The sequence below is a fragment of the Comamonas sp. Z3 genome, assembly GCF_008121565.1.
Classification (GTDB): Bacteria; Pseudomonadota; Gammaproteobacteria; order Burkholderiales; family Burkholderiaceae_C; genus Comamonas; species Comamonas brasiliensis.
The window spans coordinates 156,489-170,946 of the sequence record NZ_VOQU01000005.1; the positions used below are offsets into that span (position 1 = coordinate 156,489).

The 14,458-nt window shown below is 63.4% G+C and carries 12 protein-coding genes; 8 read left to right on the forward strand and 4 right to left on the reverse strand.

Going from position 1 to position 14,458, the window contains the following annotated elements; all coding sequences use genetic code 11:
- Window positions 1-6: 6 nt before the first annotated feature.
- Both FSY59_RS16035 and FSY59_RS16040 read right to left on the reverse strand, forming a co-directional pair.
- Complete coding sequence (locus tag FSY59_RS16035) at window positions 7-582, reverse strand: MarR family winged helix-turn-helix transcriptional regulator (RefSeq protein ID WP_148729304.1); 576 nt, start codon at window positions 580-582, stop codon at window positions 7-9.
- Between the two features lie 220 nt (window positions 583-802).
- Window positions 803-1,273, reverse strand: coding sequence for a CopD family protein (locus FSY59_RS16040; RefSeq protein ID WP_187427929.1), 471 nt, complete (start codon window positions 1,271-1,273; stop codon window positions 803-805).
- Window positions 1,274-1,416: 143 nt separating this feature from the next.
- Between FSY59_RS16040 and FSY59_RS16045 the strand changes: the two genes are divergently transcribed.
- Window positions 1,417-1,665 (forward strand): hypothetical protein, encoded by a 249-nt coding sequence (locus FSY59_RS16045; protein WP_050874784.1) that lies wholly within the window; start codon window positions 1,417-1,419, stop codon window positions 1,663-1,665.
- Window positions 1,666-1,783: 118 nt separating this feature from the next.
- Here the strand turns inward: FSY59_RS16045 and katG are convergent, their stop codons facing one another.
- Together katG and FSY59_RS16055 are read right to left on the reverse strand one after the other, a co-directional pair.
- Window positions 1,784-3,985: a catalase/peroxidase HPI gene (gene katG / locus FSY59_RS16050; RefSeq protein ID WP_148729306.1), complete on the reverse strand. Its 2,202-nt coding sequence runs from the start codon at window positions 3,983-3,985 to the stop codon at window positions 1,784-1,786.
- A 343-nt stretch (window positions 3,986-4,328) separates the two neighbouring features.
- Complete coding sequence (locus FSY59_RS16055) at window positions 4,329-4,871, reverse strand: PAS and helix-turn-helix domain-containing protein (protein WP_003055436.1); 543 nt, start codon at window positions 4,869-4,871, stop codon at window positions 4,329-4,331.
- Window positions 4,872-4,945: 74 nt separating this feature from the next.
- Between FSY59_RS16055 and FSY59_RS16060 the strand changes: the two genes are divergently transcribed.
- From FSY59_RS16060 to dnaE, 7 genes are all read left to right on the forward strand, one after another.
- A complete protein-coding gene (locus tag FSY59_RS16060) occupies window positions 4,946-5,644 on the forward strand; it encodes a CoA transferase subunit A (protein WP_003055435.1) in 699 nt (232 codons plus the stop codon).
- Between the two features lie 3 nt (window positions 5,645-5,647).
- The gene (locus FSY59_RS16065; protein ID WP_148729307.1) at window positions 5,648-6,124 is read left to right on the forward strand and encodes a DUF3806 domain-containing protein; all 477 of its coding nucleotides are present in this window, start codon (window positions 5,648-5,650) and stop codon (window positions 6,122-6,124) included.
- A 30-nt stretch (window positions 6,125-6,154) separates the two neighbouring features.
- Window positions 6,155-6,793, forward strand: coding sequence for a 3-oxoacid CoA-transferase subunit B (locus tag FSY59_RS16070; RefSeq protein ID WP_003055433.1), 639 nt, complete (start codon window positions 6,155-6,157; stop codon window positions 6,791-6,793).
- A 197-nt stretch (window positions 6,794-6,990) separates the two neighbouring features.
- Window positions 6,991-8,343, forward strand: coding sequence for an HD-GYP domain-containing protein (locus tag FSY59_RS16075; RefSeq protein WP_148729308.1), 1,353 nt, complete (start codon window positions 6,991-6,993; stop codon window positions 8,341-8,343).
- Window positions 8,344-8,677: 334 nt separating this feature from the next.
- Window positions 8,678-9,550, forward strand: a complete 873-nt coding sequence (gene imuA, locus FSY59_RS16080) for a translesion DNA synthesis-associated protein ImuA (protein ID WP_255439509.1) — start codon at window positions 8,678-8,680, stop codon at window positions 9,548-9,550.
- 1 nt (window position 9,551) lies between these two features.
- Window positions 9,552-11,048, forward strand: coding sequence for a hypothetical protein (locus FSY59_RS16085; protein ID WP_148729310.1), 1,497 nt, complete (start codon window positions 9,552-9,554; stop codon window positions 11,046-11,048).
- Window positions 11,041-14,451, forward strand: a complete 3,411-nt coding sequence (gene dnaE, locus FSY59_RS16090; RefSeq protein WP_148729311.1) for a DNA polymerase III subunit alpha — start codon at window positions 11,041-11,043, stop codon at window positions 14,449-14,451. Before FSY59_RS16085 ends, dnaE begins: the two co-directional genes overlap by 8 nt.
- The last annotated feature ends 7 nt before the right edge of the window (window positions 14,452-14,458 follow it).

The window sequence follows — 14,458 nt, forward strand, 5'->3', positions numbered from 1 at the left end:
GCCAGCCTAGCCCCCCGGGGGGCGGCCTGCCTCGTTCGTTTGGATGGGGGGCCTGGCGGGCTCCTGGGTCAGGGCCTCGCGCAATGCATCGCCGTTGACCAGCATGCGCTGCAGCATGGACAGCATCAGCGTGCATTCGCTGTGGCTGAAGCCGCGCAGATGGCCGTTGAGCACCTTGGTCAGTACCTTGGGCACCTGGGTGGCGACGCTGCGTCCCTCCTCGGTGAGCACCAGATGCACCACGCGCCGGTCGGCGGTGGAGCGCTCGCGGCGCAGCAGCCCCTTGGCCTCGATGCGGTCCAGTGCGCGCGTCACCGAAGCCGGGTCCATGGCGAGATCCTTGGCCAGCGTGCTGCTATTGGTGTCGGCGCAGACCAGCAGCTTGTACAGCGGCAGCCACTGCACATAGGTCAGTCCTTGCTCGGCCAGCTGGGCGTCGGCCAGTTGCAGGATGGAGCTCAGGACACGCCGCATGAGAAAGCCAATGCTTTTGTCCGGCGCGTAGACCCCCGCCTGGTAGAAGAAGCTGGATTCGTCCTGCGGGTCGATGATGGGGTCGGTCTGGTTTTGCAATGGCGCCACCAATATTTGCTTGGTCAATGATTGAGTCGGCAATTATTGTGCAGCTGCAAAAAAATGTCAGCAAGGTTTTGAATGGATCCGTACCTGCCTGCGCAGTCTCTGCTTTTGTTGCTATGAAAACAAAAGCAGTTTGCGCATTGTTGGTATGCGCCGGAGCCTTGCAGTACCTATAAAAAAAGCCCGGCCATGAGGGCCGGGCTTGCTGAAGGCTGCTGCCGCCTCAGAGCGGAACGCGCAGCACGACCACGATCACCAGGCCCAGGGCCAGATTGAAGGAAACCCATTTGCGGATGCTCTCCAGCGCCTTGCCGCCGGCGGGCCAGTCCTTGAGCTGCACGGCCGCATTCAGGCGCTTGAACAGTGCGAAGCGGATATGACCGAACACGGCCATCATCACCAGGCCCAGAATGCTCATCACAATCCAGTTGACCGGCATGTTGAACTGGCCGCCGGCCTGGGCGGCCATGGCATGAATGCTGCCAATCATGCCGATGCCGGTGGCCAGCACGACGACCACCAGCACCGTGACCCAGGCAAAAAAGCGCTGCAGCACACCATGCATCAGCGTCACGCGCTCGGGTGGCTGCAGGCCCTGGACGGCAGGGCGCAGAAAGAAATGCGCGAAAAACATGCCGCCCACCCAGATGATGATGGCCAGAAGGTGCAGAAGTTTGAACAGGATGAAAAGCATGGCTTGTGGGGCTTGATTGGGAAACATCGCAAGCCTAACGGAGATCGGGAACACACAGGCTGAAATAGCAGGACTTTCGCCAGCCCAGGCCTGATCGGACCTGGCTGCAACCCATAACAGCCAACAACAGCGAAGGAGTTCTGATGTCAGAACAAGCCACCGTTGTCGCCTTCAAGCAGTCTTTCGGGCGGGTCGCCTTGCGTACCGGTAGCGGCCGCTTTGTGCTGGCCGAGCAGACGGATTCCTGCGCGCTGCGCGAAGGACTGGGTCTGAACGGCAATATGAGCGAGTCCGGCCCCGAGGTCTGCAGCGACGACAGCGGGCAGAAGCAGTACCAAGTCTTTGTGCTGGGCTGGGATCTGTCTCAGGAAGCAGTCGAGCGAGAGATGTGATGTGTTGCTCCTGAAAAAAGAGCTGCCAGGGCCTGATTGACAGGCGCTGGCAGCGTTTTCTTTTTGGGCTTTCCTGGAGCCGGGGCTTTCGCCCCGGCGCGCCCTGTTACTTCCCCTGTTACTTCTTCAGATCGAAGCGGTCCAGTTCCATGACCTTGGCCCAGGCAGCGACGAAGTCCTGATAGAACTTCTGCTCGTTGCCCTTCTCGGCATAGACCTCGGCCACGGCACGCAGAACGGCGTTGGAGCCGAAGACCAGGTCCACGCGGGTGCCGGTCCACTTCTTGGCGCCGCTCTTGCGGTCCACGCCTTCGTAGTTGCCATCTTCCAGGGGCAGCCACTGTGTGCCCATGTCCAGCAGGTTGACGAAGAAATCGTTCGTCAGCTTGCCCGGAGTCTGGGTCAGCACGCCGTGGTTGCCGGCGGTGTTGATGTTGATGGCACGCAGGCCGCCGATCAGCACGGTCATCTCGGGGGCCGTGAGCGTCAGCAACTGGGCTTTGTCGATCAGCAGGGCTTCGGCGGGTGCCGGGAAACGTCCTTGCAGGTGGTTGCGGAAGCCGTCGGCCTTGGGCTCCAGCGGTGCGAAGGATTCGGCATCGGTCTGCTCGTCGCTGGCGTCGCCGCGGCCGGGAGTGAAGGGCACGCTGATCTTCACTCCAGCGTCTGCGGCCGCTTTTTCTACGCCCGCGCTGCCGGCCAGCACGATCAGGTCGGCCAGAGAGATGCGCTTGTCGCCCTCGGCAGCCTTGTTGAACTCGCGCTGGATTTCCTCGAGCTTGCCCAGTACCTTGGCCAGTTGCGCAGGGTTGTTGGCTGCCCAGTCCTTTTGCGGAGCCAGGCGGATGCGGGCACCGTTGGCGCCGCCGCGCTTGTCCGAACCGCGGAAGGTAGAGGCCGAGGCCCAGGCCGTGGCCACCAGCTCCTGCACCGACAGGCCCGATGCCAGCAGCCTGGCCTTGAGGGAGGCCACATCGGCGTCGTTGACCAGTTCATGCTTGACCGCAGGGATGGGGTCTTGCCAGATCAGCTCTTCCCGGGGTACTTCGGGGCCCAGATAGCGTGCACGCGGGCCCATGTCGCGGTGGGTCAGCTTGAACCAGGCGCGGGCAAAGGCTTCGGCAAAAGCCTGTGGGTTTTCAAGGAAGCGGCGCGAGATCTTCTCGTAGGCCGGGTCCATGCGCAGCGACAGGTCGGTGGTCAGCATGGTGGGCTTCTTGTTGGGGCCGCCATGTGCATCGGGGATGACATCGCCAGCGTCCTTGGCAACCCACTGAATGGCACCGGCAGGGCTTTTTTCCTGCACCCATTCGTACTTGAACAGGTTCTCGAAGAAGAAATTGCTCCACTGTGCAGGAGTCTGGGTCCAGGTCACTTCCAGGCCCGAGGTGATGGCATCGCCGGCCTTGCCGGACTTGTAGCTGCTGGCCCAGCCCAGGCCCTGGGCTTCCAGGCCGGCGGCTTCGGGCTCGGCGCCCACATGGCTGGCGGGGCCCGCACCATGGGTCTTGCCGAAGGTGTGGCCGCCGGCGATCAGCGCCACGGTTTCCTCGTCATCCATGGCCATGCGGGCAAAGGTGTCGCGGATGTCATGCGCGGCCGAGAGGGGGTCGCCATTGCCGTCCGGGCCTTCGGGGTTGACATAGATCAGACCCATCTGCACGGCGGCCAGCGGATTCTCGAGGTCGCGCTCGCCACTGTAGCGGCTGTGCGGGTTCTGGGTGGGCGCCAGCCATTCCTTCTCTGCACCCCAGTACACGTCCTGATCGGGTTCCCAGGTGTCCACGCGACCGCCGCCGAAGCCGAAGGTGCGAAAACCCATGGTTTCCAGTGCGACATTGCCACACAGCATCATCAGGTCGCCCCAGGAAATCTGGCTGCCGTATTTTTGCTTGATCGGCCACAGCAGGCGGCGCGACTTGTCGATGTTGACGTTGTCAGGCCAGCTGTTGAGCGGCGCAAAGCGCTGCTGGGCGCGGCCCGCGCCACCGCGACCGTCCTGAATGCGATAGGTGCCGGCTGCGTGCCAGGCCATGCGGATGAACTGGGGGCCGTAGTGGCCGAAGTCGGCAGGCCACCAGTCCTGCGAGTCGGTCATCAGGGCGCGCAGGTCGCGCTTGACGGCTTCATAGTCCAGCTTCTGGAAAGCCTGGGCGTAGTCGAAGTCTTCACCCAAGGGGTTGCTTTTGGCGGAGTGCTGGCTCAGCAAATCCACGCGCAGCTGATTGGGCCACCAGTCCTTGTTGCTGGTGGCGTTGCCTGCGGCGGCGGTTTCGCTGTTCTGTCCCTGGTGGAAGGGGCACTTGGATTCAGTAGTCATGGGGCTCTCCGTTTCAACGATCCGACAGGTCGGTAGGTCCAGGAAACAGATATCAATCAATGATCGATATCAATCAATACAACTCAATAGCTATTTGCGATTGGCTGAGATGAATTATCGGTGCGCGGCTGGCCTGAAGGGCGTGTTGTGCTATTGAAATTACTAAGCAGCGCCATAGGAAGAAATACGGGTCGAGTCTTGAGCCGACGGAAAGTCGGGTTCAGGTACTTCGCAAAGTGACTGAGACTGTGACTTTTTGAGCGTATGCGAGCCTGCCTGTTTGCACAAGCATGAGCCATCAAATCAGGTCGTTGACCTACCCGGCCTCAGCTGTGGCAGCGGCTCAGCCGGCTACCAGCTTGTGCACCAGATCGGCTGCGGTGGAGGCGCCGTATTTGCGCATCAGCCGGGCGCGGTAGATTTCCACGGTGCGATGGCTGATGGCCAGTGCCTTGCCGATTTCCTTGCTGGTCATGCCTTCGAGAAGACGTGCCGCCACTTCGCGTTCGCGGCCCGTGAGCTCGGCCTTGACGGGGCGGTGGGCCGAGAGGTCCTCGAAGCTCCAGATGCCCGAGGCATGGGGATCGTTGCGGTCCAGCGTGCGACCGCTGACATGGCACCAGAATACCTCGCCATTGGCGCGCTTCATGATGCGGTTGTCGGAGTAGATGCCCGTGGTGTTCAGGATTGGAGCGATGCGCGCGCCCAGACGCTCGTATTCGTCAACGCTGGGGTATAGCACCTGGAACGTCTGTCCTATGAGTACCTCGCGCGAGGCATGGAACATTTCACACAATTGCCGATTACAGTCAATCATGATGCGGTTGCGCGAGATGACGAGACCTACAGGGGCGGCATCGAACGCCAGCCGGTAATCCACAACCATGGTACTGCTCTTTACGAAAAACTACTTACTCAAGTACGTAGTATCGTAGCGCATCCAATTTCAAGGAGACATGTGTGAAAAAGCTCTACCCATCCGCAGAAGCGGCGCTGCAGGGCGTGGTGGCCGACGGGCAATTGATGGCCGTTGGCGGCTTCGGCCTGTGTGGTATCCCCGAGGCCCTGATCGATGCGGTTTGCGCCAGCGGCGTCAAGAACCTCACGGTGGCATCCAACAACGCCGGCGTGGACGGCTTTGGCCTGGGCAAGCTGCTGGACACCCGCCAGGTCAAGAAGATGATCTCCAGCTACGTGGGCGAGAACAAGGAGTTCGAGCGCCAGTACCTGGCCGGTGAGCTGGAGCTGGAATTCACGCCCCAGGGCACGCTGGCCGAGAAGATGCGCGCCGGCGGTGCGGGCATTCCCGCCTTCTTCACCAAGACCGGTGTGGGCACGCTGGTGGCCGAGGGCAAGGAATTGCGCGAATTCGATGGCGAGACCTATGTGATGGAGCACGCCATCGTGGCCGATGTATCCCTGGTCAAGGCCTGGCGCGCGGACAAGAGCGGCAATCTGCAGTTCCGCCTGACGGCGCGCAACTTCAACCCTGCGGCAGCCACCTGCGGCAAGGTCTGCGTGGTGGAGGTCGAGGAGCTGGTTGAAGTGGGCGAGATCGCTCCCGACGACATCCATCTGCCCGGCATCTATGTGCACCGCATCGTGCACAACGCCAGTCCCGAAAAGCGCATCGAAAAGCGCACCGTGCGCGAAGCCTGAACCATGGTGGATTCGTCCTGTTCGCCCGAGGCTGCCGCCCAGGCCGACCTGCCAATCTTTCGTGCGCTGGCTGCGCAGGAGCTGGAGCAACTGGTCCGCGAGCGCTTGCTGGTGTGCCAGGCCGCGGCCCGTGAACTGGGGCTGAGCGACTGGAACATGGACCGCTCGGGCCTGGGGCAGTTGCAGCCGTTGCTCGATCGCGGCCTGGTATCGGCCGACAACCTGTTGCTGGCCCGAGGATTGGGTGTGGTGCTGGGGGACGCGCTGAGCTGCGAAATGGACGATATGGACTGGCATATGGTGAGCGACGAGTGGGGAACCGACCCCGTTGTGCGCTATCGCGAAACCAGCATCCAGGTGGGGGCTCGCGACATGGTCCTCAAACGGCTCGAAGACGGCCGGAGCGTCGATCTGCTGCACTTGCTCGATGGTGTGATTTCGCACCTGCAGGCCATGATCGACTCCGGCGACTACCAATAACGTCAATCAAGATTTATTCAGGAGGCTCTTATGCCCTGGACCCAAGACCAGATGGCCGCGCGCGCGGCCAAAGAACTCGAAGACGGTTTCTACGTCAACCTCGGTATCGGCATTCCCACACTGGTGGCCAATCACACGGGTGACAAGGAAGTGTGGCTGCAGTCCGAGAACGGCATGCTGGGCATCGGCCCCTTCCCGACCGAAGACCAGGTCGATGCCGACCTGATCAACGCCGGCAAGCAGACCGTGACCACGCTTCCCGGCTCGGCCATCTTCGGCTCCGACCAGTCGTTTGCCATGATCCGCGGCGGCAAGATCAATCTGTCCATTCTGGGTGCCATGCAGGTGTCCGAAAAAGGCGATCTGGCCAACTGGATGATTCCCGGCAAGATGGTCAAGGGCATGGGCGGAGCCATGGACCTGGTGGCGGGCGTCAAGCGCGTCATCGTGCTCATGGAACATGTGGCCAAGAAAAAGGACGGTACGACCGACCTGAAGATTCTGCCCAGCTGCACCCTGCCGCTGACGGGTCTCGGCGTAGTGGATCGCATCATCACCGATCTGGGTGTGATGGACGTGACACCCGAGGGCCTGAAGCTGGTGGAGCTGGCCGAGGGCGTGAGCTTTGACGAGATCCAGTCCAAGACCGGTGTGACGCTGCTGAAATAAGCGGCGCTGCGCTCCCGGGCAAGAACCGCTGCGGCGGTTCTTTTTTTATGCCTTTTCTGCGGGATCAGCAGAATTAATAGCTGCCGGAGTCGATAGGACAAGCGATGTAAGCGGTTTTTTGCTTTAATTGTGGCCCACAAATTATTGCAATCTGCAACAATCGAGTTTGATTGAGCAGACAGAAAAAGAGCGCTTTGATGAGTGAGAACGCTGGTGCGCAGGGGCACGAGACCGATGTACATTTTTTGCGCGCAGTCACCGATATGGCCGAGCATACGGAGGTCATGACAGGCGATGCAATCTATACCGACAAGGGCATGAAATTGGTGGACAAAGGCACACGTGTTGACAGTCGTCTCTATGACCGTCTGGTCATGCACAAGCTGCGTGACCCGATCGATGCCAACCTGGTCACGGGCGACCTGGTCGACGTGGCATCCCTGGTCGCTCTGGCGCGCCAGCAATGCGAGCAGGTCGATCTGCTGCATCGCATGGTGGCGTCCATCGGCGATGTCGAGCGTCTGCTGGCACCGCTCAAGAGCTTGCTGCTGCCCCAGGCCATTGCCTTCAAGCTCACCGTCATGCGCGAGCAGCGCACCGACCTCTACCAGCACAGCCTGCAGATGACTCTGGTGGCGATCTTTCTGGCGCTCAAGAACGGCTGGACCGAGCGCGAATGCGTGCCGCTGGCCACGGCCGCGCTGCTGCACGATGTAGGCATGCTCTATATGGACCCGGTCTGGACCGACCCGGACCACCGCTTGAGCGGCGAGGAACGCAAGCATCTGGTCGCGCATTCCGTCACCGCCATGCTGGTGGTGCGCAGCACAGAACTGTATTCGCGCGCCGTGGAAATCGCCGTGCTCGAGCACCATGAGCGCATGGATGGTTCCGGCTATCCGCGCGGCATCAAGGGCAACGCCATTTCGCCCATGGGGCAGGTGCTGCTGCTGGCCGAGGTGGTCTCGGCCTTCTTCGAGAAATTCACGGACATGCCGGGCCAGCGCCTGTCGCTCATGCTGCGCATGAACCACAAGAGCTATCCGGCCGATCTGGTGCACCTGATTTTGCCGCTGCTCTACGACGAAATCAGTCCCGGCAAGCCGCTAGCGCCGCTGCAGGCCGAGTTCTCGCACAGCATCGCGGCACTGGAGGCCGCGCTGCGCAAATGGAGCGAGCTCAGGCGCGAGTTTCCCGAACATTGGCAGCAAATGCCCGATGCGCAGGCGGCGGTGCTCGTGGAGACCAGTCTTGCACAACTGCAGAAACAGCTGGCCGAAGCCGGCTCCCACCCCAGCCAGCAGCTGGATGTGTTGAGATTCTTCAAGGATGATGCGATGGGCATGAGCGAGCTGGCCCTGGTCAACCGCGAGGCCTTGTGGCAGTTGCAGGCCATCATGAACGACTGCCTGCGCCGCTGGCCCACGCTGGGGCAGGGCGGCTCCACGCTGGAGGTCGCCGTGGCCGAATGGTGCGAGGCCTGTGCCCAGCTGATGCCACAGGCTGGTCGCAATTCTGTCCTGAATGCCGACAGGCCGTCGCTGAACTGACACGATTGACTCAGAGTTTCGCCTGGGGACGGCTGTCCTCAAGTTTGATAGCTGCAGGCGCTTGATGAACGGGCGCTACACGAGTATTTCTTCAAGATTTTTTTGATCACGCCGCAGTGCGGCGTGCTTTGCCGCGTCTGCTTGTGACCTTCTGAAAAGTATTGTTGATAGCGCGTGACGCCTGATCAACAAGGGTAGGCTGCATCTGCTACTGGCCTTAGGGCCTTGTTTTGCGCGGAAATTCTGATGACTGTATATTTGTACAGTAATTGAGAATATTCCTATGCACACCCAGTCCTTGACGTCCTTGGCCCGCCCTGGCTCACTGCCAGGCATGACGGAGTCTGTCCGGAAGCAGGCTGGTACAGGGCAGGCCGCACGGCGGGGTCTGCAAGCTGCGGGCCACCCGCATTTGTCCGCCATACAGATTCCCGGTGTCTGGCGCGGCACGGACTGGCAGCTGGATGCCTCGCGGAATGTCTGGCCCAGTGGCCATGCAGCGCTGGACTGCGAGCTGCCCGGTGGTGGCTGGCCCGGCAACGCCTTGATTCAGCTGCAGCAACCCGCGCACTGTCATGCGGAGTGGGCCTTGCTGTTGCCTGCGCTGTCCGCAAGAGTGCAGCAGCATGCGGCTTCTCGCGGGGATACGCGGATGGGGCAACTGGTGCTGGTGGCTCCGCCCTATCTGCCCTTCGCCCCGGCCTTGCAGGCCGCCGGCATTGACGCAAAGCGGCTGTGCGCGGTGCAGCCGGGGCGCAGTGCCCAGGATCTGGCCTGGGCCTGCGAGCAGGCGCTGCATTGCCGGGATGTGCTGGCGGTGCTGGCCTGGTTGCCTGAACTTCCCACGTCCACGCTGCGCCGCTTGCAGCTGGCTGCCGCTTCGCTGGGGCGGCCTCTGTGGCTATGGCAGGAGTCGCAGGCCGAGCCATGCAGCTCTCCTGCTGCATTGCGGCTGAGACTGGAGAGAGTCACGACAGTCTCCGCTGCCCAGCAGGCACCGGGTTTGCAGATACAGATACTGAAGCGCCGTGGACCTTTGCTGGAGCGCCCCATACAGCTCCCGCTTTCGCAGTGGGCCTGGCAGCCCGTGCTGCAGGCACAGGCACAAAGACATGCGCGCCAGAGCGAGGAGGCTGCCATGCTCATGCAAGGGCGCATGACAGCCGCCGCTCCTGCAACGGTCTCGCCTTGGATGACGGAGGCATGAGATGGGCAGTGCAGAGCACTGGATGGCCTGGCCTCTGGCCTGCCTGAGCGAGTCAAGCCCGGTGCCCGAGAGTGCCTGCTGGTGGGCGCTGGAGTTTTCGCCGCGTGTGGCCTTGCTCGAAGACGCCTTGCTCATGGAGACCAGCATGGTGCAGCGTCTTTGGGGCGGGGCCGAGGTCTTGCTGGCGCGGCTGGACAGTGCTTTTGCGCAAGCCCGCCAGGCCGCTGCGACAGGCCTGCCGGAGTCCGCAGTCGCCAAGCCGCTGTGCGGACGGGGCCGCACGGCCTGGCAGGCGTTGGCACGGCTGCGGCTGCAGCAGGGCCGGCCTTGCGGCTCCGTCTCTGCTCCTTTGGCAGTGCCTGAGTCATCGCCGCATGCCGATGCGCTGCCGCTATGGACGCTGAGCGCCCTGGAGCAGCACAGCGCCGTGCTGCTGCGCCTGGGCTGCCGGTGCTGGGGCGATGTGCGCGCACTGCCGCGCGCGGGGCTGTCGCGCCGCATTGGAGCCAAGGCTTTGCGTGCGCTCGACGAGGCCTATGGTCTGCTGCCCCAGCCGCTTGACTGGCTGCAACTGCCTCAGCAATTCGAGCTGCGCCACGATCTGGGTTATCCGGCCCACCATGCCGATGCCGTGCTCCATGCCGCGCAGCCGCTGTTGCGAGCGCTGCAGTCCTGGCTGCAGGCCCGTCACCATGCGGTGCTGGCGCTGCAATTGCGCTGGCACCATGATCTGCGCCGTATCGACGGCCAGGAGCTGCCGGGTTGGGAATCGCTTGTCATCCGCACGGCCCAGCCCACGCAGGGCATGGCGCATCTGCAGCGCCTGCTGAATGAGCACCTGCGCCAGCAGCGCTGGCGCGCCCCCGTGGACATGCTGGAGTTGCAGGCGCTGGAGACGGCTGCCTGGGCGGCCGAGCCGCTGAGCTGCCTGCCTGCCGCCCAGGGCCAGAGCCCGTCGGACAGTCTGGCCTGGCATGAATGGGTGGAACGCCTGAGCGCCCGCTGGGGCGAGGAGGCCGTGCAGATGGTGCAGCCGCTGGCTGACCACCGCCCCGAGCGCATGCAGTGCTGGCAAGCTGCGGCGACTCTGCTGCAGAGCAAGAATCCGGCTGCTGCAAGAGACGCGACCCAGGCTGGAGCGGGAGCGCAGCCCAGGCAGCAAGGCACGCATCGCGGCCGTCACCCCGACTGTGCCGACCCCTGGCAAGCGCTGTGGCCGCCCTGGTTGCTGCCTCAGCCCGAGGCCTTGCCCGTGCAGGCCAATCGTCCCCAATGGCATGGGCCGCTGCAGCTCAGGGCTGGGCCCTACAGGCTGGAGTCCGGCTGGTGGGATGCGGCTGGTGATGCCCAGGCTGGCCTCGCCGAGCGTGACTATTTCGTGGCCTATAACGCCGTGGTCGGACATGTCTGGATTTACCGCGAGCGCGTCCGCAGCGAACACCTGATGGGCATGACATCCAGCCCTGCCAGCTGGTTTGCGCAAGGCATGTATGGCTGAGCAGATCATGGCCGAGCCGCCCGCTCCCGCTCTGCGGCTGGCGGGGCCGCCGCCTGCCGCGATACCGGCCAGTCCCGTGGCTCAGGGCATGGGCAGAGGGCCGCTGGCCTACGCCGAGCTGCACAGTCTCTCGCATTTCAGCTTCCTGCGCGGTGCTTCATCGCCTGCCGAGCTGGTGCACCGGGCCAAAAGCCTGGGCTATGCGGCGCTGGCGCTGACCGACGAATGCTCGGTAGCCGGTGCCGTGCGCGCCTTTGAAGCGGCGCGGGACTGCGGCCTGCATCTGATCCATGGCAGCGAATTCGCCTGGGGTCCGCTCAGGATCGTGGTGCTGGTGCGTGATCTGCTGGGCTGGGGCAATCTCTGTGAATTCATCACCACTGCACGCAGCCGGGCTGCCAAAGGGGAGTATCTGGTCGATGAATCCAGCCCCTGGCAGCTGCTGAATCAAGGCTGTGAGTGCCTGCTGCTGCCGCAGCGCGGGAAGCTGGATGCATCGGATTTGATAGCTGTAACCGCTTGCCTGGAAGGCGCTTCGGGCTATCTTGATGCTGAAAACCTCTGGCTGGGTGTGGAGCTGCACCTGGCGCCCGACGACAGCCTGTGGCTGCAGACCCTGCAGCAGGCGGGCGCGGCGCTGGGGCTGCGCTTGCTGGCCTGCGGCGATGTCCATATGCATGCGCGCTCGCGCAAGCCCCTGCAGGATGTGGTCACGGCGATCCGCCTGGGGCGCACCGTGGCCGAATGCGGCTTTGCGCTGCAGCCCAATGCCGAGCGGCATCTGCGCTCGCGTCTGAGACTGGCTTCGCTCTATCCCAGGGCCATGCTGGAGGCGACGCTGGAGCTGGCCGGGCGCTGCAGCTTCAGCCTGGACGAGATCCGCTACCACTATCCGAAGGAGAGCGTGCTGGCCGGCATGACGGCCACGCAGACCCTGGCCTGGCTGACCTGGGAGGGTGCGGCGGGACGCTATCCCCAGGGCATTCCCGGGAAAGTGCGCGATCAGCTGCACAAAGAATTGGCGCTGATCGAGGACAAGAAGTACGAGATGTACTTTCTCACCGTGCATGACATCGTGCGCTATGCGCGCAGCGTCGGCATTCTCTGTCAGGGGCGCGGCTCGGCGGCCAATTCTGCGGTCTGCTACTGTCTGGGCATCACCGCGGTAAACCCGCATGGTGGCAATCTGCTGTTCGAGCGCTTTATCAGCAAGGAGCGTGGCGAGCCGCCCGATATCGATGTGGACTTCGAGCATGCGCGGCGCGAAGAGGTCATCCAGTACATCTACGGCAAATATGGGCGCGACCGTGCCGCACTCACGGCCGTGGTCAGCTGCTGGCGCAGCCGCAGCGCGCTGCGCGATGTGGGCAAGGCGCTGGGCCTGCCGGCCGATCTGATTGATGCCCTGGCCAAGGGGCAGTATTGGTTCAGCGAGCATGCCCAGGCGCAAGCACAGACGCATGCCGAGACGGCGGATGCGGCAGAGGAGGACCAGGTGCCCGAAGCTTTGCCCGAAGACTGGGTGCAGCGCAAGCTCCAGGAAGCCGAGGTGCTGGCATGCGAGATGCATTGCGCAGTGGGCGCGCATCGGCTGCGCCTCTGGATAGAGCTGGCCTGGCAGCTCAAGGACAGCCCGCGTCACCTCAGCCAGCATGTGGGCGGCTTTGTGCTGACCGAGGGCAAGCTCACGCGCCTGGTGCCCGTGGAGCCTGCCACGATGGCCAGGCGCTCCGTCATTCAGTGGGACAAGGACGATCTCGATGTCGTGGGCCTGCTCAAGGTCGATGTGCTGGCCCTGGGCATGCTCACCATGTTGCGCAATGCCCTGAACGAGCGCGCCCGCTGGCGCGGCGAGCCATGGGAGCTGCACCAGATTCCGCAGGAGGATGCCGCGACCTACGAGATGATTTGCCAGGCTGATACCGTGGGTACTTTCCAGATCGAAAGCCGCGCCCAGATGAGCATGCTGCCGCGCCTGCAGCCGCGCACCTTCTATGACCTGGTGGTGGAGGTTGCCATCGTGCGCCCAGGCCCGATTCAGGGCGGCATGGTCCATCCCTATCTGCTGGCACGCGAGCGTGCGCGCCGCAAGCTGCCGCTCAAGCTGGAAAAGCCGGAGCTCGAAAATGCGCTCAAGCGCACTTTGGGCGTGCCTATTTTCCAGGAGCAGGTGATGCAGATCGCCATCGATGCTGCCAAGTTTTCGGCCGGCAAGGCTGATGAGCTGCGCCGCTCCATGGCGGCCTGGAAGCGCAAGGGCGGTGTACACAAGTTCGAGCGCCCGTTGATCGACGGTATGGTGGCACGTGGTTACAAGCTGGAATTCGCTCAGGCCATCTTTGCGCAGATGCTGGGCTTTGGCGAATATGGCTTCCCTGAAAGTCATGCCTACAGCTTTGCGCTGCTGGCCTATGCGAGCGCCTGGCTCAAGCGCCATGAGCCGGCCATCTTTCTGCAGGCGCTGCTCAATGCCCAGCCCATGGGTTTTTATTCGCCGTCCCAACTGGTGCAGGATGCGCGCCGACACGGAGTGCGCGTGCTGCCGGTCGATGTCTGTCATAGCCACTGGCATTGCACGCTGGAAGCCCCTGTGCAAGCCATACGCGGCGTGGCCCAGCCCCAGCCGGCCGTACGCCTGGGGCTGAACCGGGTTGCCAGGCTGGGCAAGGCCGCAGCGCTGCGAATCGAGGGTGAAGCTGCGCAGGCTCCGTGGAAGGACGTGAGCGATCTGGCCATCCGGGCCCGGCTGGACAAGGCGGATATGGAAGCCCTGGCTGCGGCGGATGCGCTGCGCAGCCTGGCCGGTCACCGCCGCCAGCAGATGTGGGATGCTGCTGCGCAGGTCAGTCTGCCGCCCATCTTTGCGCAGGCCGCCATTCATGAGCCGAGGCTTGAGCTGCCCCAGGCCGCCGAGGGTGAGGAAATCATGTTCGACTATGCCGCCACCGGCCTGAGCCTGCGCCGCCACCCGCTGGCCTTGCTGCGTCCCAGGCTGGCACGCCATGGGCTGAAGACTGCAGCCGAGCTGCGTCAGATGCTGCCAGGCCAGAAGGTACGCGCCTGCGGCATCGTTACCGTGCGCCAGCGCCCGCCTACCGCCAACGGCACGCTGTTCATCACGCTCGAAGACGAAACCGGCGTCATCAACCTGGTGGTATGGAGCCAGACCTTTGCCCGCTGGCGCTCTGCGTTGCTGGCTTCGCGTCTGCTGGCCGTGGAGGGCATCTGGCAGCGCAGCACGGCTCCGCAACTGGAGGCGTCGGAATCAGCAGGGAATATGCCTGCGGCCCAGAACGGGGATGAACCTGCGGTTCGCCATCTGGTCGTGATGAAGGCCAGGAATGTGACCCGCTGGCTGGGGCGGTTTGCCGAGGTCGGACTCAACAGCCGGGATTTCCATTGAGCCCGCC